Origin of the sequence: Sinomonas mesophila (assembly GCF_001999765.1) — a bacterium.
In the GTDB taxonomy this organism is placed as follows: Bacteria; Actinomycetota; Actinomycetes; order Actinomycetales; family Micrococcaceae; genus Sinomonas; species Sinomonas mesophila.
Genome location: NZ_KV908322.1, coordinates 44,100 through 70,292, shown reverse-complemented (window position 1 = coordinate 70,292; position 26,193 = coordinate 44,100). Strand labels below are relative to the sequence as shown.

General features: G+C 73.0%; 22 protein-coding genes and 1 riboswitch. Of the genes, 5 read left to right on the top strand and 17 right to left on the bottom strand.

Annotation, left to right across the window (positions count from 1 at the left end; translation table 11 throughout):
- Positions 1–57: 57 nt before the first annotated feature.
- Positions 58–165, top strand: a riboswitch (TPP riboswitch).
- Positions 163–1,950 (top strand): phosphomethylpyrimidine synthase ThiC, encoded by a 1,788-nt coding sequence (gene thiC / locus BV907_RS00325; RefSeq protein WP_077487948.1) that lies wholly within the window; start codon positions 163–165, stop codon positions 1,948–1,950. (Overlaps the previous riboswitch by 3 nt.)
- A gap of 169 nt (positions 1,951–2,119) precedes the next feature.
- On the opposite strand, the gene ffh is transcribed toward thiC, so the two are convergent.
- Positions 2,120–3,694: a signal recognition particle protein gene (gene ffh / locus BV907_RS00320; RefSeq protein WP_077487672.1), complete on the bottom strand. Its 1,575-nt coding sequence runs from the start codon at positions 3,692–3,694 to the stop codon at positions 2,120–2,122.
- A gap of 153 nt (positions 3,695–3,847) precedes the next feature.
- Here ffh and BV907_RS00315 point away from each other — a divergent pair, with 153 nt between their 5' ends.
- On the top strand, positions 3,848–5,302 hold the full coding sequence (locus tag BV907_RS00315) for a glucose-6-phosphate dehydrogenase (protein ID WP_077487671.1): 1,455 nt from the start codon (positions 3,848–3,850) through the stop codon (positions 5,300–5,302).
- A gap of 40 nt (positions 5,303–5,342) precedes the next feature.
- On the opposite strand, the gene BV907_RS00310 is transcribed toward BV907_RS00315, so the two are convergent.
- The 3 genes from BV907_RS00310 to BV907_RS00300 form a co-directional block, all read right to left on the bottom strand.
- Entirely contained in the window at positions 5,343–6,728 is a 1,386-nt protein-coding gene (locus BV907_RS00310; RefSeq protein WP_077487670.1) for an ammonium transporter, read from the bottom strand.
- A 277-nt stretch (positions 6,729–7,005) separates the two neighbouring features.
- Positions 7,006–7,344: a P-II family nitrogen regulator gene (locus tag BV907_RS00305; RefSeq protein WP_077487669.1), complete on the bottom strand. Its 339-nt coding sequence runs from the start codon at positions 7,342–7,344 to the stop codon at positions 7,006–7,008.
- The gene (locus BV907_RS00300) at positions 7,341–8,717 is read right to left on the bottom strand and encodes an ammonium transporter (protein WP_077487668.1); all 1,377 of its coding nucleotides are present in this window, start codon (positions 8,715–8,717) and stop codon (positions 7,341–7,343) included. Before BV907_RS00300 ends, BV907_RS00305 begins: the two co-directional genes overlap by 4 nt.
- Before the next feature lie 279 nt (positions 8,718–8,996).
- On the opposite strand from BV907_RS00300, the gene BV907_RS00295 reads away from it, so the two are divergent.
- A complete protein-coding gene (locus tag BV907_RS00295) occupies positions 8,997–10,202 on the top strand; it encodes an MFS transporter (RefSeq protein WP_077487667.1) in 1,206 nt (401 codons plus the stop codon).
- Positions 10,203–10,250: 48 nt separating this feature from the next.
- Here the strand turns inward: BV907_RS00295 and ftsY are convergent, their stop codons facing one another.
- The 7 genes from ftsY to coaD all read right to left on the bottom strand — a co-directional run bounded on the left by ftsY (position 10,251) and on the right by coaD (position 18,347).
- The gene (gene ftsY, locus BV907_RS00290; protein ID WP_139346518.1) at positions 10,251–11,468 is read right to left on the bottom strand and encodes a signal recognition particle-docking protein FtsY; all 1,218 of its coding nucleotides are present in this window, start codon (positions 11,466–11,468) and stop codon (positions 10,251–10,253) included.
- A gap of 46 nt (positions 11,469–11,514) precedes the next feature.
- The gene (gene smc / locus BV907_RS00285; RefSeq protein WP_175637307.1) at positions 11,515–15,117 is read right to left on the bottom strand and encodes a chromosome segregation protein SMC; all 3,603 of its coding nucleotides are present in this window, start codon (positions 15,115–15,117) and stop codon (positions 11,515–11,517) included.
- Between the two features lie 135 nt (positions 15,118–15,252).
- A complete protein-coding gene (gene mutM / locus BV907_RS00280) occupies positions 15,253–16,212 on the bottom strand; it encodes a bifunctional DNA-formamidopyrimidine glycosylase/DNA-(apurinic or apyrimidinic site) lyase (protein WP_077487664.1) in 960 nt (319 codons plus the stop codon).
- Between the two features lie 3 nt (positions 16,213–16,215).
- Positions 16,216–16,920 (bottom strand): ribonuclease III, encoded by a 705-nt coding sequence (rnc, locus tag BV907_RS00275; protein WP_077487663.1) that lies wholly within the window; start codon positions 16,918–16,920, stop codon positions 16,216–16,218.
- An 18-nt stretch (positions 16,921–16,938) separates the two neighbouring features.
- Positions 16,939–17,142 carry a 50S ribosomal protein L32 gene (gene rpmF / locus BV907_RS00270; protein ID WP_066498296.1) on the bottom strand — a complete coding sequence of 68 codons (204 nt, stop codon included), beginning with the start codon at positions 17,140–17,142 and terminating at the stop codon, positions 16,939–16,941.
- A 31-nt stretch (positions 17,143–17,173) separates the two neighbouring features.
- Complete coding sequence (locus BV907_RS00265; protein ID WP_077487662.1) at positions 17,174–17,704, bottom strand: YceD family protein; 531 nt, start codon at positions 17,702–17,704, stop codon at positions 17,174–17,176.
- A gap of 160 nt (positions 17,705–17,864) precedes the next feature.
- Positions 17,865–18,347, bottom strand: coding sequence for a pantetheine-phosphate adenylyltransferase (coaD, locus tag BV907_RS00260; RefSeq protein ID WP_077487661.1), 483 nt, complete (start codon positions 18,345–18,347; stop codon positions 17,865–17,867).
- Positions 18,348–18,429: 82 nt separating this feature from the next.
- Here coaD and BV907_RS00255 point away from each other — a divergent pair, with 82 nt between their 5' ends.
- Together BV907_RS00255 and BV907_RS00250 are read left to right on the top strand one after the other, a co-directional pair.
- Positions 18,430–19,626 (top strand): aminotransferase class I/II-fold pyridoxal phosphate-dependent enzyme, encoded by a 1,197-nt coding sequence (locus tag BV907_RS00255; RefSeq protein WP_077487660.1) that lies wholly within the window; start codon positions 18,430–18,432, stop codon positions 19,624–19,626.
- Positions 19,623–20,417 (top strand): spermidine synthase, encoded by a 795-nt coding sequence (locus tag BV907_RS00250; RefSeq protein ID WP_077487659.1) that lies wholly within the window; start codon positions 19,623–19,625, stop codon positions 20,415–20,417. Before BV907_RS00255 ends, BV907_RS00250 begins: the two co-directional genes overlap by 4 nt.
- Before the next feature lie 50 nt (positions 20,418–20,467).
- On the opposite strand, the gene BV907_RS00245 is transcribed toward BV907_RS00250, so the two are convergent.
- From BV907_RS00245 to BV907_RS00220, 6 genes are all read right to left on the bottom strand, one after another.
- A complete protein-coding gene (locus BV907_RS00245) occupies positions 20,468–20,656 on the bottom strand; it encodes a hypothetical protein (RefSeq protein ID WP_077487658.1) in 189 nt (62 codons plus the stop codon).
- A gap of 80 nt (positions 20,657–20,736) precedes the next feature.
- The gene (locus tag BV907_RS00240) at positions 20,737–21,201 is read right to left on the bottom strand and encodes a hypothetical protein (protein ID WP_077487657.1); all 465 of its coding nucleotides are present in this window, start codon (positions 21,199–21,201) and stop codon (positions 20,737–20,739) included.
- Positions 21,198–21,800, bottom strand: coding sequence for a 16S rRNA (guanine(966)-N(2))-methyltransferase RsmD (gene rsmD, locus BV907_RS00235; RefSeq protein ID WP_077487656.1), 603 nt, complete (start codon positions 21,798–21,800; stop codon positions 21,198–21,200). Before rsmD ends, BV907_RS00240 begins: the two co-directional genes overlap by 4 nt.
- Before the next feature lie 51 nt (positions 21,801–21,851).
- A complete protein-coding gene (locus BV907_RS00230) occupies positions 21,852–24,092 on the bottom strand; it encodes an ATP-dependent DNA helicase RecG (protein ID WP_077487655.1) in 2,241 nt (746 codons plus the stop codon).
- Positions 24,082–25,071: a DAK2 domain-containing protein gene (locus BV907_RS00225; protein ID WP_077487947.1), complete on the bottom strand. Its 990-nt coding sequence runs from the start codon at positions 25,069–25,071 to the stop codon at positions 24,082–24,084. Before BV907_RS00225 ends, BV907_RS00230 begins: the two co-directional genes overlap by 11 nt.
- Positions 25,072–25,093: 22 nt before the next feature.
- A complete protein-coding gene (locus BV907_RS00220) occupies positions 25,094–26,113 on the bottom strand; it encodes a thiamine-phosphate kinase (RefSeq protein WP_077487654.1) in 1,020 nt (339 codons plus the stop codon).
- Positions 26,114–26,193: the final 80 nt, after the last annotated feature.

The window sequence follows — 26,193 nt, the reverse complement described above, 5'->3', positions numbered from 1 at the left end:
AGCCCAGCGTAACGAGAGCGCCGCTTTGGCGCCCCGGCGCGGCGCAGGCTAGTCTCGTCGGGTCCACACGGGTGCCCTCGCAGGGGCTGAGATCAGGCTGGCGCGGCCTGCGACCGTCGAACCTGTCCGGGTCATGCCGGCGTAGGAAGTGAGGGCTCATCCATGAGCGATGCAATTACCGCGCAAGCGGAGAACGCAGTAGAAATCAGCTCGACTGAGCAGCACCCCGCCCACTCCCTGTCCTTCCTCGAGGACGCGGAGCACGGCATCCGGGTGCCGGTCACGCAGATCGCGCTCGACGACTCCCCCAGCGGCGAGGCCAACCCGCCGCTGACCGTCTACCGCACCGCGGGCCCGGGCAGCGACCCCGTCGTGGGGCTGCCGCCGTACCGCGTGGCGTGGATCGCCGAGCGCGGCGACACGGAGGAATACGAGGGCCGGGAGCGGAACCTGCTCGATGACGGCCGCTCGGCGCTTCGCCGCGGCGAGGCGTCGGCCGAGTGGCGTGGTGCCAAGCCCGTCCCCCGCCGGGCCACGGAGGGCCGGCGCGTGACGCAGATGCACTACGCGCGCGCCGGCGTGATCACGCCCGAGATGCGCTTCGTCGCGCTCCGCGAGAACTGCGACGTCGAGCTCGTCCGCAGCGAGGTCGCCGCGGGCCGCGCGATCATCCCGAGCAACATCAACCACCCCGAGTCCGAGCCGATGATCATCGGCAAGGCGTTCCTCGTGAAGATCAACGCCAACATCGGCAACTCGGCCGTGACATCCTCGATCGCCGAGGAGGTCGACAAGCTCCAGTGGGCCACCAAGTGGGGCGCGGACACGGTCATGGACCTCTCGACCGGCGACGACATCCACACGACGCGCGAGTGGATCATCCGCAACTCCCCCGTGCCGATCGGCACCGTGCCGATCTACCAGGCGCTCGAGAAGGTCAACGGGGACGCCTCCAAGCTCACGTGGGAGGTCTTCCGGGACACCGTCATCGAGCAGTGCGAGCAGGGCGTGGACTACATGACGATCCACGCTGGCGTGCTCCTGCGCTACGTGCCGCTCACGGCCAACCGCGTCACGGGCATCGTCTCGCGCGGCGGATCGATCATGGCCGGCTGGTGCCTCGCGCACCACGAGGAGAACTTCCTCTACACGCACTTCGACGAGCTGTGCGAGATCTTCGCCCAGTACGACGTCGCGTTCTCGCTCGGCGACGGGCTGCGCCCCGGCTCGACGGCGGACGCGAACGACGCCGCGCAGTTCGCGGAGCTCGACACCCTCGCCGAGCTCACGAAGCGTGCTTGGGAGTACGACGTCCAGGTCATGGTCGAGGGCCCCGGCCACATCCCGTTCCACCTCGTGCGCGAGAACATCGAGCGCCAGCAGGAGCTGTGCGACGGCGCGCCCTTCTACACGCTCGGCCCCCTCGTGACCGACGTGGCGCCCGGCTACGACCACATCACCTCGGCCATCGGCGCGACCGAGATCGCCCGGTACGGCACGGCCATGCTTTGCTACGTCACGCCCAAGGAGCACCTCGGCCTGCCGAACCGCGACGACGTCAAGACTGGGGTCATCACCTACAAGATCGCCGCGCACGCCGCCGACCTCGCCAAGGGCCACCCGGGGGCGCACGAGCGCGACGACGCCCTCTCGAAGGCGCGCTTCGAGTTCCGCTGGAAGGACCAGTTCTCGCTCTCCCTCGACCCGGCGACCGCCGAGGCGTTCCACGACGAGACCCTCCCGGCCGAGCCCGCCAAGACGGCGCACTTCTGCTCGATGTGCGGGCCGAAGTTCTGCTCGATGCGCATCTCGCAGGACATCCGGAACGAGTTCGGCTCCAAGGAGGCCCAGGAGGCGATCGCTGGCATGCGCCAGAAGAGCGAGGAGTTCCTCGCCCAGGGCGGCAAGGTCTACCTCCCGGAGACCATTGGGGTCGGCGCCCCTGAGTAGCATGAGCTGCCCTTGAGGCGCATCTGCTGCCCGGACCCGGACAGCAGATGCGGCCGAGGGCAGCAGACGTCGGAGCCAGCGGGTTGCACCAGCGCGCACGACACCGAAGGGGCGCCTCCCAGCGGAGGCGCCCCTTCGGCGTCGTGCTTCGGGTGGCCTGTGCCCGGGGCTACTTGCCGAGGAACTTCTCGAAGCCCTTCGGCAGGTTCAGTGCCGAGGGGTCGAAGTCCGCAGGCATCTGCTGGCCGAACGCCGAGCCGGGCGCGGACTGGGCACCGGCGGCGCGGCGAGCCTCCGCCTCGCGCAGCTGCTGGGCGGCCTTGGCGGGGTTGCCCGACTTGGCCTTCTTCTTCCCGTTCTTGCCGGCCGGCTTGCGCGAGCCGCCACCCATGCCGGGGACGCCGGGCATGCCGGGGATGCCGCCGCCCTGGGCCATCTTGCGCATCATCTTCTGCGCCTGGCCGAAGCGCTCGAGCAGGCCATTGACCTCGGAGACGTGCACGCCCGACCCGCGGGCGATGCGGGCCCGGCGCGACCCGTTGATGATCTTCGGGGCGAGCCGCTCGTGCGGGGTCATCGACCGGACGATGGCCTCGACGCGGTCGATCTCGCGCTCGTCGAACTGCTCGAGCTGCTGCCTGAAGTTCTGGGCGCCCGGCATCATCATGAGCATCTTCTTCATCGAGCCCATCTTGCGGATCTGCTGCATCTGGGCGAGGAAGTCCTCGAGCGTGAAGTCCTCCTGGTCGGCGAACTTCTTCGCCATCCGGGCGGCCTCGTCCTTGTCCCAGCTCTTCTCCGCCTGCTCGATGAGCGTGAGGATGTCGCCCATGTCGAGGATGCGGGAGGCCATGCGGTCCGGGTGGAAGAGCTCGAAGTCGTCGAGTCCCTCGCCCGTGGACGCGAACATGACCGGGCGGCCGGTGACGGTCGCGACGGACAGCGCGGCGCCGCCGCGGGCGTCGCCGTCGAGCTTCGTGAGCACGACGCCGGTGAAGTCGACGCCCTCCTCGAAGGCCTTGGCCGTGTTGACGGCGTCCTGGCCGATCATGGCGTCGATGATGAAGAGGACCTCGTCGGGGCTGATCGCGGCGCGGATGTCCGCGGCCTGCTGCATCATCTCCGCGTCGATGCCGAGGCGGCCGGCGGTGTCGACGATGACGACGTCGTGCAGCTTCGTGCGCGCCTCGTCGACGCCGCCGCGGGCGACGGCGACCGGGTCGCCGGTAGCGGCCTCGAACTCCGACTGCACGCCCGGGTGCGGGGCGTAGACGGCGACGCCGGCGCGCTGGCCGACCACCTGGAGCTGGGTGACGGCGTTGGGCCGCTGGAGGTCCGCGGCGACGAGCAGGGGCGAGTGGCCGTCGCGCTTGAGGTGCTTCGCGAGCTTGCCGGCGAGCGTCGTCTTGCCCGCGCCCTGGAGGCCGGCGAGCATGATCACGGTCGGCGGGTTCTTCGCGAGCCGCAGGCGGCGGGTCTCCCCGCCGAGGATCCCGACAAGCTCGTCGTTGACGATCTTGACGACCTGCTGGCTCGGGTTCAGCGCCGCGGAGACCTCCTCGCCGAGGGCCCGCTCGCGGATCCTCGCTGCGAAGTCCCGCACGACCGGAACGGCGACGTCGGCGTCGAGGAGGGCGCGGCGGATCTCGCGGACCGTGGCGTCGACGTCCGCTTCGCTCAGCCGGCCCTTGCCGCGGAGGTTCTTGAAGGTGGCGCTCAGGCGATCCGAGAGGGAATTGAACACGCGGGGTGCACTTCTTTCAGTAACGGGTATCTGTCCGGTTCCCGGCGCGCGGCTGGCGGCGGGCGAACTCTGACTCCACCGCCCAGCACCGCGACGCGCCGCGGCTCACCCCCAAGGGTATCAACGGCCGCGCACGGATGGCATGCTGGCACGGTGACCGGCACCGAGGCAGAGTCCCAGACAGCGTCAGAGGCAGCCCGGACCCCCGAGCCCGAGCCGACCAGGACCCTCCTGGTCCTGGGCGCCTCGGGCGACCTCACCGGCAGGCTCCTCCTGCCGGGCCTGGCCCAGCTGCTCGCGACGGGCCGGCACCCGCAGCTCGCCCTCGTGGGCGCTGGCCACGAGCCCTGGACGCCGGAGCAGTGGAGCGAACGGCTCCGCACCGCGACCGAGGCCCCGCTCGCCCAGGCGTCCGACGAAGGCCGCAGGACCCTCGAGCGCCTTCGGGACGAGTCCGACTACCGGCAGGCGGACGTGACCGCGCCCGGTGTGCTCGCGGAACTCCTCGGTTCCCTGAGCCCGCCCGTCGCCGTCTACTTCGCCCTCCCGCCCAGGGTGAGCGTCGCGGCGTGCGCCCTCCTCGGCCACGACGACCTGCCGCCCGGGACCCGCCTCGTCTTCGAGAAGCCCTTCGGGACGAGCGCCGCGTCCGCGGCGGAGCTCAACGCGCATCTGCGCCGCCTCGTGCCCGAGCGGCAGGTGTTCCGGGTCGACCACTTCCTCGGCAAGGGCACGGTGCTGAACATCCTCGGTCTCCGGTTCGCGAACCGCATCCTCGAGCCCGTGTGGAACCGCGACCACATCGAGAAGGTCGAGATCATCTTCGACGAGGACCTCGCCCTCGAGGGCCGCGCGGGCTACTACGACGGCGCGGGCGCCCTCCGCGACATGGTGCAGAGCCACCTTCTGCACATCCTCGCCCTCCTCGCGATCGACGTCCCGGCGGCCCTGCACGAGCGGGACCTCCGGGACGCCGTCAGCACCGTGCTGCGTGCCGCGCGGGTTCCCCTCCCCTATGCCGAGACCACGGCACGCGCCCGCTACACCGCCGGGACGATGAACGGCCGGGACATCCCGGACTACGCCGCCGAGCCCGGCGTCGAGCCTGGCCGCGGCACGGAGACCCTGGCCGAGGTCACGGTGGAGATCGACAGCTGGCGCTGGGCGGGAGTACCGTTCGTGCTGCGTTCGGGGAAGGGCCTGGGCGTCAAGCGCAGGGAAGCGGTCGTGACGTTCCGGCCGGTCCCGCACCTCCCTCGCGGCTTCCGCGGGACGGACACGCCGACCCGGCTCAGGATCGGCTTCGGCCCGGACACGCTCCGCCTCGATGTCGACGTCAACGGCCCCGGGGATGTGCTCACGCTCAACCGCGTCACGCTCGACGCCGACCTCAACGCCCCGGACCTGGCGCCCTATGGCGAAGTGCTCGACGGCGTGCTGTCCGGAGACCCCCTCCTATCGGTCCGCGGCGACACGGCGGAGGACTGCTGGCAGGTCGTCGACCCCGTCCTCGAGGCGTGGGCGAAGGGCGAGGTCCCCCTCGAGGAGTACGAGGCCGGCGGGACGGGGCCCGCCAGCTGGGCGACGTCCCGCCGCGACCCCGCCTGAACCGCCGCCGCCTGAGCTGCCGCCGTGCAGCGCGCCGTCGTCAGCGGGCAGCCCCGGCGAGCTCCTCGGCGTCGGACGCCTCGCGCTCCCCGGCACCTGGCCCGGCCGCGGGGGTGCCATCGGCGAGCCCGAGCGGGTGGAACGCCCCTCCCGACGAGCCGAGCCCGCCGTAGGCGTAGGCGGTCTCGGCGTGGATCGCGAGATCCACCCCCACCTCCTCGGCCTCCCCGGAGACCCGGAAGCCCAGCGTGGCCTTGATGGCCAGGGCGAGGACGAGGGAGACCGCGAACGAGTAGACCATGACCGCGACGACGCCGATCGCCTGCACTGTGAGCAGGTCGAGGCCGCCGCCGTAGAAGAGGCCCTGGCCGCCGGACGGCGCCTCGGGGCTCGCCGCGAGGCCGATGAACAGGGTGCCGACGATTCCGCCGACGAGGTGGACGCCGACGACGTCGAGCGAGTCGTCGTAGCCGAAGCGGTACTTGAGGCCCACGGCGAGGGCGCACACGGCGCCGGCGACGAACCCGAGGACGACCGACCACAGCGGGGTGAGGGCCGCGCACGACGGCGTGATGGCCACGAGGCCGGCGACCGCGCCCGAGGCGGCGCCGAAGGAGGTCGCGTGCCCGTCGCGGCGCTTCTCGATGAGGAGCCAGCCGAGGATCGCGGCGCACGGGGCCACGAGGGTGTTGATCCACGCGAAGCCCGCGACGCCGTCCGCGGCGAGGGCCGAGCCGGCGTTGAAGCCGAACCAGCCGAACCAGAGCAGGGCCGCGCCGAGCATCACGAACGGGAGGTTGTGCGGGCGGTGGTTCGGGTCCTTGCCGAAGCCCTTGCGCTTGCCGAGGACGAGGGCCAGCGCGAGGCCCGCGGCACCGGCGTTGACCTCGACGACGGTCCCGCCGGCGAAGTCGATGAGGCCGAGGCCGTTGAGCCAGCCGCCCGCGAAGGCGCCGGCCGCGTCCGTGCTCGCGTCGAAGACCCAGTGGGCGACGGGGAAGTAGACGAGCACCGCGAAGAGGCCGGCGAAGACCATCCACGAGCCGAACTTGGCGCGGTCGGCGATCGCGCCCGAGACGAGGGCCACGGTCACGATGGCGAATGTGCCCTGGAACGCGGCGAAAGCAAGCTCAGGGACCGTGCCCACGAGGGGCGTGTCCTCGCCGGTCGCGAGGAGGCTCTCGAGCCCGAAGGCCTCGAGCGGGTTGCCGACGATGCCCCCGCCCAGATCGGCGCCGAAGGACATCGAGTAGCCGACCGTGACCCACAGGACGCCGACGAGCGCGAGGGCCCCGAAGCTCATCATCATCATGTTCAGCACGCTCTTTGCCCGGGTCATGCCGCCGTAGAGGAACGCGAGGCCGGGCGTCATGAGCGCCACGAGGGCTGAGGAGGCGAGGACCCAGGCGGTGTCGCCAGCATTCATGGGGATGCCTTTCACGGAGGTCACGGGCAGCTGATGGGGACTGTCCGCCCCGCGCCGCTCCCTCCGGGGCGCCGCGTGCGGACCGCTGGCGAATAGACTCCCGCCCCCGTGTTTCACGCAGCCGCCATCCGGGTTGCGCCCGTGTTACAGGAATCCCCCCGGGCGTTAAGACCTCGTCACCGGCGTGTTAACGCAGTGTTTCGCACGGACGACGGCGGGAAAGGAACCCGCCGTCGTCCGTGCGAAACGCGCTGTGTGCAGCGCCAGAGGTGCGGCGCTAGATCGCGGCTGCCCCGCGCTCCCCGGTGCGGACCCGGACCGCCTCGTGGACGTCGATCGTCCACGCCTTGCCGTCGCCGGCCCGGCCCGTGTTCGACGTCGTGATGATGACGTCCAGGATGTCGTCCGCCTGCTCGTCGGTCGCGAGGACCTCGACGCGGAGCTTGGGAATGAGGTCCACGCTGTACTCCGCGCCGCGGTACACCTCGGTGTAGCCGCGCTGGCGGCCGTAGCCGGACGCCGAGCTGACGGTCAGTCCCTGGACCCCGTAGGCCTCGAGGCCCTCACGGATCGAATCGAGCTTCTCAGGCCGGACGATCGCGGTGATGAGCTTCATGCCTCAACCTTCTTCCCGCCGGACTTCTCCGAGAGGAGGTCGTCCGCGTTGAACGCCTTCACCTCGGCCTCGGCCCGGTGGCCGAGCGGGTGGAAGCCGGAGCCCGCCGAGCTCGACGAGTAGGCCGTCTCGGCGTGGAGCGCGATGTCGACGCCGGCCTCCTCCGCCTCGGAGGACACCCGGAAGCCGAGCGTCTTGCTGATGAGCCAGCCGATGACGAGGGAGAGCACGAACGAGTAGGCGAGGACCGCACCGGCCCCGATGGCCTGCTTGCCGAGGAGCTCGAAGCCGCCGCCGCTGAAGAGGCCCTGGCCTGCGGCCGGGGACTCCGGGTTGGCCGCGAGGCCGATGAACAGCGTGCCGAGGAGTCCGCCGACGAGGTGGACGCCGACGACGTCGAGCGAGTCGTCGTAGCCGAAGCGGTACTTGAGACCGACGGCAAGGGCGCACAGGACGCCGGCGACGAGGCCGAGGACGATGGACCACAGCGGGGTGATCGCCGAGGCGGCCGGGGTGATGGCCACGAGGCCCGCGACGATGCCGGAGGCGGCGCCGAGCGACGTCGCGTGGCCGTCACGCAGCTTCTCGACGATGAGCCAGCCGAGGATCGCGGCGCACGGGGCCACGAGGGTGTTGATCCAGGCGTAGCCCGCGACCGAGTTCGCCGCGAGGGCGGAGCCGGCGTTGAAGCCGAACCAGCCGAACCACAGGAGGCCGGCGCCGAGCATGACGAACGGGAGGTTGTGCGGGCGGTGGTTCGGGTCCTTGCCGAAGCCGTTGCGCTTGCCCAGGATGAGCGCGAGCGCGAGGCCCGCCGCACCGGCGTTGATGTGCACCGCGGTGCCGCCGGCGAAGTCGATGGCACCGAGGCCTTGGCCGATCCACCCGCCGATCGGGTTGCCCTCGGCGTCCTTGTTGAAGTCGAAGACCCAGTGCGCGACGGGGAAGTACACGAGGACCGCGAAGAGGCCGGCGAAGACCATCCACGAGCCGAACTTGGCGCGGTCGGCGATGGAGCCGGAGACCAGGGCGACCGTGATGATCGCGAAGACGGCCTGGAAGCCGACGAAGACGATCTCCGGGATCGTGCCGGCCAGCGGCGCCCCCTCACCCGTGGTCAGGACGCCCTCGAGGCCGAACTTCTCGAGCGGGTTGCCGAGGAGGCCGGCGCCGATGTCGGTGCCGAAGGACATCGAGTACCCGACGGTGACCCACAGGACGCCGACGAGGGCGATGGCCCCGAAGCTCATCATCATCATGTTCAGGACGCTCTTGGCACGGGTCATGCCCCCGTAGAAGAACGCGAGTCCGGGAGTCATCAGCAGCACGAGGGCCGCGGAGATGAGCACCCAGGCGGTGTCGCCAGTGTCCATGGTGGAACCTTTCGAGTGTGCGTGCGACAAACTGTCGGAAGCTGTCGTTCGTGGGCGCCGGAGACGGCCTCCCGCAGCCCTGAACCTGTCAACAAGCATCCGGCGGCGGTGTTTCAACCGGTCGCGGCGAAGATTGCGCGTCCGTTACAAGTTGCTCCCCGGCGTAAAGCCCTCGTCACGGGATCGTTTCGCGCGTGTTTCGTCCGCGTCCCACGCGGCGCCAGACCTCACCAGGGGGCGCGCCGGGCCGTGAGGACTCCGCTGCCCTAGGGTGGAGGCATGCCTCGAGTCCCCACGCGTCCGTCCGTGCCCCGCGACGTCTGGGTCATGGTGGCCGCGGCGTTCGTCATCGCGGTGGGATTCGGCCTCGTCGCCCCCGTACTGCCCCAGCTGGCCACGAGCTTCGGCGTCGGCGCGACGGCGGCGTCCGTGATCGTGAGCGCCTTCGCGCTCGCGCGCCTATGTCTGGCCCCCTCGGCCGGGCGGCTCGTCGACCGGCTCGGGGAGCGGCCCGTCTACGCTTCCGGCCTGCTCCTCGTCGCCGCCTCGAGCGCCGCGTGCGCCTTCGCGCCCGACTACTGGACCCTCTTGGCCGTGCGTGGCCTCGGCGGGATCGGCTCGACGATGTTCACGATCTCCGCCGCCGGGCTCATCGTCCGGCTCGCGCCGCCCGACGCACGCGGCCGCGTGAGCGGCCTCTACGCGTCCTCGTTCCTGCTCGGGAGCATCGCGGGCCCGGTCCTCGGCGGCGTCCTCGCGGGCTTCGGGCTGCGCGTGCCGTTCCTCGTCTATGCCGCGGCGCTCGTGGTCGCCGCCGCCGTCGTCCACCTCCTGCTCGGCCGCGGCGCGCCGGCCCGGGGCAACGGCGCCGCCCGGCCGCCTCTGGGGCTCGCGGAGGCTCTGGGCAGCGGCGCGTTCCGGGCGGCCGTGGGCTCGAACTTCGCCAACGGCTGGGCGACCTTCGGCATCCGGATGGCGCTCGTGCCGCTCTTCGCGACGGCGGCCCTCGGCGCCGGCTCGGGGACCGCGGGCCTCGCGCTGGCCCTCTTCGCGGCCGGGACCGCGGCCTCGCTGACGTTCTCGGGCCGGCTCACCGACAGGTGGGGGCGCCGGCCGGTCGCCCTCCTCGGGCTCGCTGGGACCGCCGTGCCGACGGCGCTGCTGGGCGTGAGCGGCTCCGAGGCTGCGTTCTTCGCCCTCTCGGTCGCGGCCGGCTTCGGCTCCGGGTTCCTCGGCCCGTCCCTCCAGGCCACGGTCGCGGACACGATCGGCGCCGAGCGCAGCGGCGGCCGCCCCCTCGCCGTCTTCCAGATGGCCGCGGACATCGGCAGCATCCTCGGCCCGCTCGTCGCCGGCGCCCTCGCTGACGGCATCGGCTACGGCTGGGCTTTTGCGGTCTCCGGCACATGCCTCCTCGCTGCGGCGCCGCTCTGGGCCTGGCGCCACAGCGCCGCATCGCAACACGCGGCTATCCGCACGGAATAGCAGCGTGTTGCGATGCGGCGTTGAGAGGGGATGAAGAGAGGGGGCCCGTCAGGCGAGGATCGCGTCGACGAACGCCTCGGGGTCGAACGGGGCGAGGTCGTCCGGGCCCTCGCCGAGGCCCACGAGCTTGACCGGGACGCCGAGCTGCCGCTGGATCGCGACGACGATCCCGCCCTTCGCGGTGCCGTCGAGCTTGGTCAGGACGATGCCCGTGATGTCGACGACCTCGGAGAAGACCTTGGCCTGGTTGAGGCCGTTCTGGCCGGTCGTCGCGTCGAGGACGAGGAGCACCTCGTCGACCTCGGCCTGCTTCTCGATGACGCGCTTGACCTTGCCGAGCTCGTCCATGAGGCCCACCTTGTTCTGGAGGCGGCCCGCGGTGTCGACCATGACGACGTCGACCTCCTGCTCGATGCCGGCCTTGACCGCCTCGAAGGCGACCGACGCCGGGTCGGCGCCATCGACGTCGGACTTCACCGTCGGCACGCCGACGCGCGCGCCCCACGTGGCCAGCTGCTCGGAGGCGGCCGCGCGGAACGTGTCCGCGGCGCCGAGGATGACGTCCTTCTCCTCCGCGACGAGGACGCGCGCGAGCTTGCCGACCGTCGTCGTCTTGCCGACGCCGTTGACGCCCACCACGAGCACGACGGCGGGCTTGCCCGCCTTGCGGTCGACGCTGAGGGAGCGGTCGAGGGACGGATCGACGAGGGCGACGAGCTCCTCCCGGAGCATCGCGCGGACCTCCTCGGGGCTGCGCGTGCCCATGACCTTGACGCGGTCGCGGAGGGAGTCGACGAGCGCGAGGCTCGGCTCGGTGCCGATGTCCGCGAGGAGGAGGGTCTCCTCGACTTCGTCCCACACGTTCTCGTCGATCCTGTCGCTCGCGAGGAGCGCGAGGAGGCCCTTGCCGAGGATGCTGTTGCTCTTGGCGAGCCGCTCGCGCAGTCGCACGAGCCGCCCGGCCACGGGCGCGGGGGTCTCGGTCGGGACGGCCTCGACAACGGACTCGTCGACGACGTCACGCTCAGGGGCGGCCGCGGGTTCTGCGGGCTCGGGCAGGGTCCCGACGCCGGCGGGCGGGGCGGTCTCGGTGTCGACGGCGCCCGGGCGAGTGGGGGCGATGACCTGGTCGTTGGCGTCCCGCGGGCCGGTGTAGTCGATCTTCTTCCGGCGGCCGCGCACGAGCCCGATGACGGCCCCGGCGACGACGAGGACTGCGATCGCGACGACGATGATGACGGGCAGGATGGCGGAAAGGTCTGTCACGCTTCCTAGCTTCTCACAGGGTCCGGGAGGGCCCCTGGCCCTCCCGTCAGCGGGCGGGCTCGAGCCGCTGGCTGATGACCGTCGAGACGCCGTCGCCGCGCATGGACACCCCGTAGAGGGCGTCCGCGACCTCCATGGTCCGCTTCTGGTGGGTGATGACGATGAGCTGGCTCGATGCGCGCAGCTCCTCGAAGACCGTGATGAGCCGGCCGAGGTTCGTGTCGTCGAGCGCGGCCTCGACCTCGTCCATGACATAGAAGGGCGACGGGCGGGCCTTGAAGATGGCCACGAGGAGCGCGACCGCCGTGAGCGAGCGCTCGCCCCCGGACAGGAGCGAGAGCCGCTTGATCTTCTTGCCCGCGGGCCTCGCCTCGACCTCGATCCCGGTCGTGAGCAGGTCGGAGGGGTCCGTGAGCACGAGCCGCCCCTCACCGCCGGGGAACAGCCGCGCGAAGACGCGCTCGAACTGCTCCTGGGTGTCGGCGAAGGCCTCGGCGAAGACGCGCTGCACGCGCTCGTCGACCTCGGCGATGATCTGCAGGAGGTCCTTGCGGCTCGCCTTGAGGTCGTCGAGCTGCGTGCTCAGGAACCGGTGGCGCTCCTCGAGCGCGGCGAACTCCTCGAGCGCGAGCGGGTTGACCTTGCCGAGGGCCGCGAGATCCCGCTCGGCCCGCTTGAGGCGCTGCTCCTGCTCGGCGCGGACGAACGGCACGCCCTCCTCGACGGGTGCCCCCTCGTCGTCGACCTCGACGCGGAGGGCCGCCCACTTGTCGGCGGGTAGGTCGGGCACAGGGACGGGGCGGTGCGGGCCGAACTCGGCGACGAGCGCCTCCGCGGAGAGGCCGAGCTCGTCGACGGCGCGCTCTTGGAGCGCCTCGAGCCGGAGCTTCTGCTGGGCGCGGGCGAGCTCGTCGCGGTGGGCGGCGTCGTTGAGCTCGGCGAGCTCGCGCGAGAGCTCCTCGTTCGCGCGTCGCAGCCCCCTAAGGCGCTCGTCGAGCTCGGCGCGGCGGGCCTCGGCGTCGTCGCGCTCGGCGACGGCCTCCTCGACCGCGGCATCCATGGCCGCGAGCCCAGCCTGCGCGGCCTGGGCGACGGCCTGCGCCCGGGCCGCCTGGCGCGCGCGCCGCTCGGCCCGGCGGCGGGCCTCCTCGGCGGCCCGGCGCTCGGAGGCGGCGGCGCGCTCGAGGGACTGGGCACGTGCCTCGAGCGTGCGCTCCTGCTCCTGCGCCGCGCGAAGGGCCAGACGCACCTCGAGCTCGGCCGAGCGCGCCGCCACCGCCTCGGCGTGCAGGCGGTCCCGCTCGTCCGGGGCCGGCTCCTCCTCGGGCGCCTCCTCGGCGAGCTCGAGCCTCTCGGCGGCGGCCTCGAGGGCGAGCTCCTCCGTCTCGAGCTGCGCGCGGGCCGCGGCCAGCGAGGCCGCGAGGCGCTCCTCCTCGGCGGCCGCGCCGCGCAGCTGGGCGTTGAGGGCCGCGAGCTTCTCGGCGACGGCGGCGAAGCGCGCGTCGGAGTCGTTGAGCGCCGCGAGGGCCTCCTCGGCGCGCTCCCGGGCGGCGCGCTCGCGTTCGCTGGCCGAGGCGAGCGCGAACCCGCAGCGCTCGTACTCGGCCTGGGCCGCGTCGAGGGCGGCCTGGGCGCGCTCGACCTCCGCCTGGAGCTGGATGGTGGACGGCGCGCCCGCCGAGCCGCCGCGCAGGGACGCGGCCGTGACGAGGTCGCCGTCGGGCGTCGCGGCGACGAGCCCGGGGTGGTCGGCGACGAGCGCCGCGGCGTCTGACAGGGACCGCACGACGGCGGCGTGCCGGGTCAGGCGGCCGACGGCGGGGGCCACGCGGGCGTCCGGCGCGACGGCGTCGTCGAGCCAGCGCGCGCCCGGCGGGAGCTCAGGGCGCGGGCGGCCGCCGTCGTCCCCTCCCGCTCCGGCGCCAAGGATGCCCGAGGGCGACGGGCCGCCGACGAGGAGCGCGGCCTGGCCGGCGCCGTCGCGCTTGAGCCGCTCGAGGGCCGCGGCGGCCTCATCCGGCCCGGACATCGCGAGCCCCTCGGCGAACGGGCCGAGGACGGCCGCAGCCGCGGCCTCGAATCCGGCCTCGACGCGCACGAGGTCAGCCACCGGCCCGAGCACCCCGGCGGACGAGGACAGGACGGCCCCCGTCCCGTCGCGGTCCTTGAGCCCGGCCGAGAGCGCCTCGAGGCGGGCCTGCCCGGCCTGCCGGTCGGCCGCGGCCTTCCGGCGGCGCTCGAGGACGGCCTCGCGCTCCTCCTCGGCGGCGGCGAGCTCGGCCGCGGCCTCCTCGTAGTCGGCGTCGAGGTCGCCTTCGCCCGCCTCGACGCCGGCGATCTGGGCCTCGAGGGCCGTGAACTCCTCCTGGGCCGCCCGCTCCCGCTCGCCGGCCGAGCCGAGGGCCGCCTGGAGGCGCCCGATCTCGCCCTCGGCGGCCTCGACGCGGCTGCGCGCGGCGGCGACCTGCCCGGCGAGGCGTGCCAGGCCCTCGCGCCGGTCGGCCTGGGCGCGCAGGAGGGCGGTGTGGCGGCGGTCCTCGGCCGCGGCCCCGGCCTCGGCGGTCGCGCGGGCCTCCTCCGACGCTGCGAGGGCCTCGGCCCTGACCTCGACGGTCTCGGAGACGGCCTCGAGCTCCAGCCGGAGGGCCTCGGCCTGCCGCTCGAGCGCCTCGGGGTCGCGGCCGCGCACCGGCGCGTCCGACGAGCCGAGCAGCCGGCGGCGCTCGAGGGCGAGCGAGGCGAGGGCGCGCAGCCGCTCGCGGCCCTGGGTGAGCCGGTACCACGTGTCGCGGGCCGCGTTGAGGGTCGGGGTGGCGGCGGCCGCGGCCCGCTCGGCCTCGGCCTGCTCGCGGCGCCCGGCGTCGAGGCGCCGCTCGACCTCCGCCCGGCGCTCGACGAGGGCGGTCTGGTCGGCGTCCTCCTTCTCCAGAGCGGCGGCCAGGGTCGCGATGTCGTCCGCGAGGAGGCGGGAGCGGGCGTCGCGCACGTCGGCCTGGATGCGCTGGGCGCGGCGTGCCACCTCGGCCTGCCGGCCGAGCGGGCCCAGCTGCCGGCGGATCTCGCCCGTGAGGTCGGTCAGGCGCGCGAGGTTGGCCTGCATGGCCTCGAGCTTGCGCACCGTGCGCTCCTTGCGGCGGCGGTGCTTGAGGATCCCAGCGGCCTCCTCGATGAAGCCGCGCCGGTCCTCGGGCGTGGCGTGCAGCACGCGGTCGAGCTGGCCCTGCCCGACGATCACGTGCATCTCGCGCCCGAGGCCCGAGTCGCTCAGGAGCTCCTGGATGTCCAGGAGCCGGCACGGGGTCCCATTGATCGCGTACTCGGAACCGCCCGCGCGGAACAGCGCCCGGGAGATCGTGACCTCGCTGTACTCGATGGGCAGGGCGCCGTCGGCGTTGTCGATCGTGAGCGAGACGTGGGCACGGCCCAGAGGGGGGTGCCCGGCGGTGCCGGCGAAGATGACGTCCTCCATCTTGCCGCCGCGCAGCGTCTTGGCGCCCTGCTCCCCCATGACCCACGCGAGAGCGTCCACGACGTTGGACTTGCCCGAGCCGTTCGGGCCCACGACCGCGGTGACCCCCGGCTCGAACTCGAAGGTCGTGGCCGAGGCGAAGGACTTGAAGCCTCGGATGGTCAGGGTTTTGAGGTGCAAGGGTCCTGCTGTTTCGCTCGGCGGTCGATGATGCTCCAATCTACGCCGCGACACGCCGTGGGCCGGGCAACCGGCCGGTGTGCCCCCGGTTTCAGCGCACGACGGCGCGCGGCCAGGCGTGCGCGGGGGCCGCGGCTACCAGCGCCCGTTGCGGGGCACGGGCTGGCACCGCGTGCACCGGTACGAGGACCGGTTCATGAACGGCTCGCGCACGATGGTCCCCACGCGGCCCTCGGCCACGCAGCGCCGGCAGGGCAGCCCGGCCCGGCCGTAGGCGTCGAGGGAGCGGGAGAAGTACCCCGAGGCGCCGTTGACGTTGACGTACAGCGAGTCGAAGCTCGTCCCGCCGGCCTCGAGTGCACGCTCCATGACCTCACGGATGGAGGCGACGAGCCGGGCCGTCTCGGCCCGGCGCAACGTCTCCGTGGGGCGGGCATAGTGCAGCCGCGCGCCCCAGAGGGCCTCGTCGGCGTAGATGTTGCCGATGCCGGAGACGAGCCGCTGGTCCAGCAGGGCGCGCTTGATCCCGGTCCGGCGCGAGCGCAGCCGGGCATGGAACGCTTCGGGGTCGAACAGCGGGTCGAGCGGGTCTCGGGCGATGTGCGCCGCCTCGGCCGGGACGAGCGCGAGGGGCGCCTCACCGCGGCCGCCGGGCCCGCCGTCGTGCGTCGGCACGAGCGGCACGACGGCGAGGCCACCGAAGATGCGCTGGTCCACGAAGCGGAGCTCGCGGGGCATGCCAGGGACCTCGCTCAGCGTGAGCCGGACCTTGAGGTGCTTCTCGCGGGGCTGGCTCTCGTCCTCGACGATGAGCTGCCCGCTCATGCCCAGGTGGGCCATGAGCGCGGTGTGCGGCAGGGTGCCGTCTGGGGCGCCGGTGTCGTCGGGGCCCGCAAGGATGAGCCAGAGGAACTTCCCGCGCCGGACGGCGTCGAGCACCCTCGCGCCCTCGAGCTGGCCGGAGAAGTCCTGCGGCCCGAGGGCGTGGCGCCGCACCGAGCGCGGGTCGACGACCTCAGCGTCCTCGACCGTGCGGCCGACGACCCACGAGGCGAGGCCGCGCCGGACGACTTCGACTTCGGGGAGCTCGGGCATCTACTAGCCCGAAGCCGTCGCGTCCTGCCCGTCGGGGCCCAGGACCTTCCACGCGTTCGCGGCGGACTGCTGCTCGGCCTCCTTCTTGGAGTTGCCCATGCCGGTGCCGTAGGCCGTGCCGCCGATGAGGAGGGTCGCGGTGTAGACGCGCGCGTGGTCCGGACCCTCGCCCTCGACCGAATAGTGGATGGCGCCGAGCTGGCGGTTGGCCGCAAGCTCCTGGATGTGCGTCTTCCAGTCTGTGCCGGCGCCGAGGACGGCCGCGTCGGCGAGGAGCGGCCCGATGAGGTCCACGACGAGGCGGCGCGCGGTCTCGAGGCCGTTGGAGATGAAGGTGGCGCCGATGAGCGCCTCCATGGTGTCCGCGAGGATCGAGGACTTGTTCTTCCCGCCCGTGACCTTCTCGCCCTGGCCGAGGTAGATGTGCTCGCCGACGCCGAGGCGGCGGGCGATGCCCGCGAGGGCGCGGGTGCTCACGACGGCGGCGCGGCGCTTGGCGAGCTCGCCCTCCGTGAGGTCGGGGTGCTCGCGGTACAGCAGCTCCGTGACGGAGAACCCGAGGATCGAGTCGCCGAGGAACTCGAGGCGCTCGTTGGTCGGGATGCCGCCGTTCTCGTAGGCGTAGGAGCGGTGCGTGAGGGCAAGACGAAGCGTCTCGGCGTCGATGCCGACGCCGAGACGCTTCAGAAGCTCGTCATGAGTGCTCATGCGCGAGTATCACGCCGCTCAGACGTCGGCGACCTTGCGGCCCTTGTACTCGAGGAACAGCTCGGTGCCAGCCGAGTCCGTCACGACCTTCGCCTGGTGCGGCAGGCTGTAGGTCACGCGGCCGTTCTCCACGGTCTTGACCAGGGTGGGAACGGAGGCCTTCCACTGGGAGCGGCGGGCGCGGGTATTCGAGCGAGACATCTTCCGCTTGGGAACAGCCACGGCTAACTCATTTCTCTTCTAGTGCCAACACTTACTCATCGTCGTGCCGGTCTGGCTTCACCAAATCTGCCAAGGCAGCCCACCGGGGGTCGACGACCTCATGGTGGTGCCCCGGCTCGTCCGCGAGGCGCACTCCGCATTCGGAGCACAGCCCTTCGCAGTCTTCCCGGCACACCGGCTGGAACGGCAGCAGGGTCACTACTGCGTCCCGCAACACCGGCTCAAGATCGATGGACTCGTGCTCGACTCGACGTTGCTCTTCATCGTCTTCTCCGTCCGAGGGCGCGTGTCCCTCGAAGAAGAAAAGCTCCTGCACCTCGGCGTCGAGCCCGTACTCGATGGGATCCAGGCAGCGGCCGCATTCGCCCGTCACTGTGACGTGCGCCGTCCCCGAGACCAGGATCCCCTCGTGCACCGACTCGAGCTTCAGGTCCAGATCCACGGGGGATCCTTCGCCGACGCCGATGAGCGCCACACCGAGATCACTCGGTGCGGGTACATGCTCCGTGAGGGTTCGCATAGTCCCCGGGCTGCGCCCGAGGTCCTTGACATCGAACATCAAAGGCGAACGTGCTTCGCGCTTAATGAGAACTCCTGTAGAACATAGACCGACAAACCATCCTAGCCTGTGGGAACCACTTGCCCCAAACCAGGCCGCGCCGCCGAAAGGCGGCGATGGCCGCGCCCGCTGTGCCCGACCAGTCTAGCCGCCCCGCGGCCATTCACCGGCCAGGCGCGCCCTCGGCGAGGCGCGCCAGGACGGAGCGGGGGACGAACTCGGAGACGTCGCCGCCGAGATCGTAGACCTCCTTGACGAGCGTCGAGGACAGGTGGACGTAGTGGGCCTCCGCGGGGAGGAACACGGTCTCGACGCCGGTGAGCTGGCGGTTCATGATCGCCATGGGCAGTTCGTAGTCGAAGTCGCTCGACGAGCGCAGTCCCTTGACGATGGCCGACGCGCCCCGCTGCCGGCAGTACTCCGCGAGCAGGCCCTCCCCCATGGGCTCGACGATGATCCCGCTGATGGCGCTGAGGGTGCGCCGCGCCATCGCGATCCGCTCGTCCGGGGTGAACCGGTACTGCTTCATGTAGTTGGTGGAGACTGCGACGACGACCTCGTCGAAGAGGTTCGCGGCCCGCGCGATCACCTCGAGGTGCCCATTGTGGATCGGGTCGAAGGAGCCGGGGCACACTGCGCGTCGCATACCGCCAACATACTCCATGGCCCCTTGGCGGCACCGCCAGCGCAGGGCGCGCCGCCTCCCCCGATGGCCATAGCATGGGCGGATGACTTCCGCGTGGCAGCGAACAGCAGCAGGTGCCAACCTCCTCGGCTCCGACGGCCGGCTCGGCGTGACGATCTTCGAGGAGATGACGGGGCTCGCCGTCAGGCACGGTGCCATCAACCTCGGACAGGGATTCCCGGATGAGGACGGCCCGGCCGAGATGATGGAGGCCGCGCGCTCCGCGATCCTCTCCGGCGCCAACCAGTACGCCCCCGGCCAGGGCATCCCGCGGCTGCGTGAGGCCGTCGCCGAGCACCAGGCGCGGTTCTACGGCATCGCGCTGGATCCATGGCGGGAGGTCGTCATCTCGACGGGCGCGACCGAAGGGATCGCCGCCGCCGTCCTGGCCCTCGCCGGCCCCGGGGACGAGGTGCTCACCTTCGAGCCGTTCTACGACTCCTATGGGGCGATGATCGCCCTCGCCGGCGCCGAGCACACGACCGTGCCCCTGCACGCACCGGCGTTCCAGCCCGACCCGGCCGAGCTCGAGGCGGCGTTCACGCCGCGCACCCGCCTCGTGCTGCTGAACAACCCGCACAACCCCACGGGCGCCGTGTTCGGCCGCGAGACGCTCGAGCGGATCGTCGCGCTCGCGGCGCGGCACGACGCCGTGATCGTCACCGACGAGGTCTATGAGCACCTCGTCTTCGGCGACCGGCACGTTCCCGTGGCCTCCCTGCCCGGCGCGCGCGAGCGCACCGTGACCATCTCCTCGGCGGGCAAGACGTTCTCGTTCACGGGCTGGAAGGTCGGCTGGATCAGCGGGCCCGAGGAGCTCGTCGCGCGCGTGCGCACGATCAAGCAGTTCCTCACCTACAGCTCGGGGACGCCGTTCCAGGAGGCCGTCGCGCTGGGCCTCGGCTACCCGGACGAGTTCTTCGCCGCAGCCGCGGACACGCTGCGTGCCAAGCGGGACATCCTCGCCGAGGGCCTGCGCGCGGCGGGCCTGGACGTTTTCGTCCCCGAGGGCACCTACTTCATCACGGCGGACACCTCCCCGCTGGGCATCGACGACGCGCCCGCACTCGCCCGCCGCCTGCCCGAGCTCGTCGGCGTCGCCGCCATCCCCGTCTCCGTCTTCTGCCACCTCGGCGGCGCCGAGCGCACGCGCTCGCTCCTGCGCTTCGCGTTCTGCAAGAAGGCCCCCCTCCTGCACGAGGCCGCCTCGCGCCTCGCGGGCCTCGCGGACGCGTTGTGAGGCGCCGCGCCCAGGATGGAGAGCCGCGCACGCGCTGGCTGCGCGGCGTCGGCGCCCACGCCTCGGTCGAGCCGGACGCCTTCGTCCCGGGCGCGTGGATCCTCTCGATCGGCGGGGCCGAGCAGTCGCACGTGGACCTCGGCCACCCCGAGCACGTCTTCTACGCCTACCTGCGGCGGATCGCGAACGTCGTCGACGCCGTCGCCCCGGCCGGCACGCAGATCCGGGCCCTGCACCTCGGCGCGGGCGCCCTGACCCTGGCCCGCTACGTCCAGGCAACCAGGCCGGGCTCAGTGCAGACCGCGGTCGAGCTCGAGCGCGAGCTCGCGGACTTCGTGCTCGAGCACCTGCCCCTGCCGGAGGGGACCGACCTCGAGACCGTGATCGGGGACGCCCGCTGGGAGCTCACCACGGTCGGGGCGCGGGGGCCGTACGACGTCGTCGTGCTCGACGTCTTCTCGGGGCCGGACGCCCCGGAGCACCTCGCGGACGCCGGCTTCTACGCGGAAGCCGCGGCGCTCCTCGCGCCGGGCGGGGCGCTCGTGGTCAACATCGGCGACGAGCCCCCGCTGGCGCTCGTGCGCTCCCAGCTCGCGGCGATGCGCTCCGTCCTGGCCGAGGTCGCGGTGCTCACCGAGCCGGACATGCTCACGGCACGCTTCCCGGGCAACGTCGTCGCCGTCGGGCTCAGGGGTGCGTGGCCGGAGGGCTGGACGGAGCGGCTCACGGAGGCGGGCCCGCACCCGGGAGTCCTCGTGCGGGGGGTCGAACTCGACGCGCTCTCGGACTGAGGAAGCGCGTCAGGGAACGGCAGACCGGCCGGGAGCGCCGGCCCCGGGCTTCAGCTCGCGAGCTTCTGCTCGGCGAGGCGCTTGACCCACTCGGGCGTGGGGCGGTTGAGCCGCTCGTCGAGCACGACGCGCAGCCGCGCGGCCGCGATCTGGACACGCCGGTCCGAGGATCCGGGGCGCCGCTCGGACGGCTCGGACGTGTGACGGCCTGCGCCGGGACGTGCCTCGTGCTTGCTCACATCAGACCCCTTCGTGCCGCTGCGACCGCCGCGCAGCTCTCCTGCCAGTATCCCCGGCTGCGGCGGGGGCGTCCACGCCATCAGCCCCGCCCTACGTCGTCAGGCCCCGCCCCGCCGCTGTCCGGCCCGCCGTCGCCGCCGAGTTCCTCGTCCAGGCCGGCCTCCTCGGCCTCGGCGATCGGGTCGACCCACACGGCGTCGAGGAGCCTGAGCTCCTCCTCGCTCGCGATGAGATCGCTCTTGGCCAGGCTCGCGAGCACCATCGTGCCCATCGCCTGGAGCTGGAGATCCGGGGACACCGAGGCCTCGAGGGCCCATTCCGTGCGCCGCCAGAACTCGGCGCGCCGGTCCGAGTACGAGCGCTGGCGGATCGTGTGGAGGCCGACCACGGCCGCGACGACGGCGGTGGCGAACGTCCCGACAGGGGCGAAGGCCGCAACGATCTCCCACCACTGGGGCAGGGAGCCGGACGCTATCTCGAGAGCAGCGGCGGGAGCTGTCGGGGAGGCGGTCGCTGCGGCGGCCGGGCCGAGGGGCTCGATCATGCCCCCACCGTAGCGGGGGGCTCCGACGGCGTTGGCACCGGCTCGGCGAACCACAGCCGCGTCTCGCCGTATTTCTTCTCGGCGAAGAGGACCAGGCCTTCGGGCCACGCCGGCTCGGGCGAGCGAGAGGAACGCTCGACGACGACGAGCGCGTCCTCGGCCAGATGCGGCACGAGCGCCGTGAGGACCGCGGAGAGGGGCTCCTCGCCGAGCGGGTAGGGCGGGTCCATGAACACGAGGTCCCAGTGCCGGCCGGGCAGGGTGTGCTCGAGGAAGCCCGCGACCTTGGAGCGGTGCACGGTGACGGCGCGCCGGCCGAGGGCGTCGTTGGCGAGGCGCGCGTTGCGCTCGCACACCCGCACGGCCTTCGGGTCGGCCTCGACGAGCTCGGCCGTCGACGCGCCTCGGCTCGCGGCCTCGACCCCGAGGGCCCCCGAGCCCGCGAAGAGGTCGAGAACGCGCGAGCGGCTGATCATGCCGAGGGCGTCGAGCCGCGAGAAGAGGGCCTCCTTCACGCGGTCGGTCGTGGGCCGGGTGGCCGAGCCGGGGACGGAGGCGAGGGTCGTCCCGCCCGCGATGCCGGCGATGATCCGGCTCATGCGCTCGGCCCAGAGGGGGCGGCCGGGCGCCCGACTGCCTGCGTGAGTGCCTCATCCACGTTCGAGGAACACCTCCTTGTCGGGCCCGAGGTACTCGTCGATGGCGGCCCGCAGGGCGGGCTGCCGGTCGAGTCCGGGGTCCTCGGCCACGAGCCCGAGGGCGTCGCCGCGGGCCCGCTCGATGACCTCGGCGTCGCGCAGGACCCGCAGGAGACGCAGGGTCGAGCGCCTCCCGGACTGGGTGGCCCCGAGGATGTCGCCCTCGCGACGCTGCTCGAGGTCCTTCTGGGCCAGGACGAAGCCGTCGGTGCTGGCCGCGACGGCGTCGAGGCGGGCGCGGCTCGGGTGGCCGGGCTCCAGGGCGGTCACGAGCAGGCACGTGCCCGGGTGGCCGCCGCGCCCGACGCGGCCGCGGAGCTGGTGCAGCTGGGCGATGCCGAAGCGGTCGGCATCGAGGATGACCATGAGGGTCGCGTTGGGCACGTCGACGCCGACCTCGACGACGGTCGTCGCGACGAGGACGTCGGTGCGGCCGGCGGCGAAGGACTCCATCGACGCCGACTTGTCGGCGGTGTCCATGCGCCCGTGCAGCATGCCGAGGCGGACCCCCTCGAGGGCGGCCTCGCCGGCCAGCTGCTCCATCGTCCCGGCGACCGAGGCGGCAGGCGGAGGCGCGGAGGCGCCGTCGGCGAGGGCCGTGCCGCCCCACGTGGCGGCGTCGAGGGCCGCGAGGTCGCCTTCTTCTTGGCCTTCCTCGCTCGACTCCCCGATCTGGGGGCAGACAACGTACACCTGCCGCCCGGCGTCGACCTCCTCGCGCGCACGGGCCCAGATGCGCTGCTCCCACGAGGGGTTCTCCACGAGCCCCACGACGTGGGTCGCGATCGGCGCCCTGCCCGCCGGGAGCTCGCGCAGGACGGAGGTCTCGAGATCCCCGAAGACCGTCATCGCGACGGTGCGCGGGATCGGCGTGGCCGTCATGACGAGCAGGTGGGGCGTCGCGAGGCTCTTGGCCCGCAGGGCGTCGCGCTGCTCGACGCCGAACCGGTGCTGCTCGTCGACGACGACGAGGCCGAGGTCGGCGAACTGGACGGCCTCGGAGAGCAGGGCGTGGGTGCCGACGACGATCCCCGCCTGCCCGCTCGCTGCGGCGAGGAGCGCGCGCTTGCGCTCCCCCGCGGACTGCGAGCCCGTGAGCAGGACGACCTCGACCCCGTCCGAGGCCCCGAGCAGGCCCTCGCGCGCGAGCGGTCCGAGCGTGCGCCGGATCGACTCGTAGTGCTGGCCCGCGAGCACCTCGGTGGGTGCGAGCAGTGCGGCCTGGCCGCCGTCGTCGACGACCTGGAGCATCGCGCGCAGGGCGACGACCGTCTTCCCCGACCCGACCTCGCCCTGCAGGAGCCTGTTCATGGGGTGCGGGGCGGCGAGCTCGGCGGCGAGCTCCTCCCCCACGGACCGCTGGCCCTCGGTGAGCTCGAAGGGCAGCTGCGCGTCGAACGCGTCGAGCAGGCCGCCGCGGCGGGCGGGGCTCGGCCGCGACGGGAGCTGGGCGTGCTGGATCCGGCGCCGGGCGAGGGCCGACTGGAGGACGAGTGCCTCCTCGTACTGGAAGCGGCGGCGGGCGAGCATGCACGCCTCCTGCGTCGCCGGCTCGTGGATCAGGCGGTAGGCGTCGGCGAGCCCCGGCAGCCGGTACTTCTGCCGGAGGGCCTCCGGCAGCGGGTCCTCGAGCGTGCCCAGGTCCAGCTGGCTCAGGAGGGTCTTGACGGCCCGCTCGATCTGCCAGGTCGTGAGCTTGGCCGTGGCGGAATAGACGGGGATGGGCCTCGCGGCGAGCTCCTCCGGGGTTCCCTCGGCGGAGTCCTCGGGGTCGAGGAGCACGTAGTCGGGGTTGGTCAGCTGAAGCTTCCCCTTGTAGCGCCCGACGCGGCCCGAGAACATCGCGACGGTGCCGGGGGCGAGCTGCCGTGAGGCCTGGAAGGCGTTGAAGAACGTGAGGCTGATCGTGTCCGCGCCGTGGTCGCCGAAGCCGTCCGAGACGAGGACCTCGGTGATGGAGCCCTTCCGCGTGGCCATGCGCCGGGTCGCGGCCCTGACGACGCGCGCGATGAGCGTCACGTCCTCGTCGAGCGGCAGGAGCGCGATGGGGGTCAGCTCGCCGCGCTGGACGTACCGGCGCGGGAAGTAGTCGAGCAGCTCCCCGGCGGTCTCTAGACCGAGGCTGTCCCTGATCTTCTTCGCGGACGAGGCCCCGAGCAGCCGCGAGAGGGGCCGGTCCCGCTCAGCGGCCAACGGTGCCGCCCTCCGCAGCGTGCTCGCCGGCCGGCGGCTCGGCGTGCAGCTCGGTGAAGGAGATCTTCTCCGGCTCGGCGAGCGAGCGGATGAGGGCCAGCGCCGCGTCCGGGTCCGCGACGTGCACGTGGACGCGCCACCGGCACACGCCGGCGCCGTCGTCGAACGCGCCCACCGGGCTCATGATGACGGAGTCGCCGATCTCATCGAGCCGCTGGCGCAGACCCGCGGCGTGGAGCGGGCTCAGGGTCACGGTGCACATGAGCTCGACGCCGACGGCGTGCGGCTGGTCCGCGTGGATGTGCGGGTCGTCGACGCGGTAGCCGTGGAGCCCGTCGAGCACGTCGTCGGAGAGCCCCTCGCCGAGGACGGCGGTGCGCAGGGCGGAGAGGACGAGGAGCAGGCCGACGCCGCCGGCGTCCACGACCCGGGCGGTCGTGAGGACGCCCAGCTGGGACTCGGTGTCGACCACGGCGCCGACGGCGGCCTGGACCGCGGCGTCGAGCGCCGCCGCGAGCGCCTGGTTGCTGTCGGGGCCGCCGTCCCCGGTCCCGGGATGCACGGCGCGCGGGGACGCCGCGCCGTCGGCGGCGGCCTCGAGCACCGAGAGCATCGTCCCGGCGACGGGCTCGCTCAGGGCAGACCACGCGCGGATCTGGGCGCGGTGGAGGGCCGCGGCGAGGAGGGGACCGTTCACGCGCGTGTGTCCCCTGAGGGTCGCCGCGACGGCGTCGAGGAACACGGCCAGGAGCGTGCCCGAGTTGCCCCAGGCCTCCTCCATCGCGGCCTGGCCCGCGGCTGCGAGGACCTCGCCGACGTCGGTGCCGGGGGTCTCCGCGGCGGCCGAGGCGGCGGCCCGGACCGTGTGGTAGAGGTTGGTGCCGGTGTCCCCGTCCGCGACGGGGAAGATGTTGATCGCGTTGAGGCGGTCGCTGTGGTTGGCCAGGACGGTCTCGGCGTCGGCGAGCCAGCGCCGCATGGCCGCGGCGTTCGAGGCGATCTTAGCGTGCAAAGTGGTCCCATCCGCTCGGTTGCACGGGGCGCCCGCCAATGGCCACCCCGCCCGGCCCGCCGGCCGTGGGCACGACCGAGCCTATCGCAGCGAAGCCCTCCGGGAGCTGAACGGACGCGGGGAAGGCGCCGAGGAGGCCGTGGTCCTCCCCTCCGCCGAGCACCCAGCCGAGCGGATCTGCCCCGACGGCGGCCGCGGGCTCGGCCAGGAGGGCGGCGTGGGCGGCGAGGGACTCGGCGTCGAAGTCGAGGCCCACGCCGCTCGCCGCGGCGAGGCGCTGGCCGTCCTTGAGCAGCCCGTCAGAGAGGTCCATGAGCGCGTGCGCGCCCCCGCGGGCGGCGGCAGGCCCGGCGGCGAGGGGCGGGACAGGCCGGCACTGCCGGCCCACGGCCTCGCGGAGGCTCGCAGGGAGCGTCGCGTACGCGGGGCCGTGCTCGAGCAGGGCCAGGCCGGCGGCGGCGGCGCCGAGGCGGCCCGCGACGGCGAGCACGTCGCCGGGGCGGGCGCCCGAGCGCAGGACGGGGGCGCGTCCCTCGAGGGTCCCGAGGATCGTGACGGTCACGGAGAGCTCCCGGCCGCGGCCGAGGTCGCCGCCGGCCACCGTGCACCGGTCGGCACCGAGGGCGCGGATCGCCTCGACGAGCCCGTCGGCGAAGTCCTCGACCCACTCGGCCTCGGTCTCGCCGGGGAGCGTGAGGCTCACGACCATGGCCGTCGCGACGGCGCCCATCGCATTGATGTCGGACAGGTTCTGCGCCGCGGCCTTCCACCCGACGTCCGCGCCCGTGCTGCGATAGCCGCTCGGCCACGTAAGGCGGAAGTCGGCGTCCTGCGTCTGCGTGTCGGTGCTGACGACGACGCGCCCGTCCGGCGCGGCGACGACGGCGGCGTCGTCTCCCGGCCCGAGGAGGGCAGCGCCGAGGACGTCGAGCCGGGGGAAGATGCGGTCGAGGAGCTCGGACTCGCTCAGCTCGCGCACGAGGGCCGGCCTGTCCTGGGTGTCCGTCACGCTCTTAGCCTAGCCGCGGCGCCTCTGGACGCTGTCCCTTCGCTGGCACTTCCCCCCGGGCGGGTAGGCTGGATAGACCC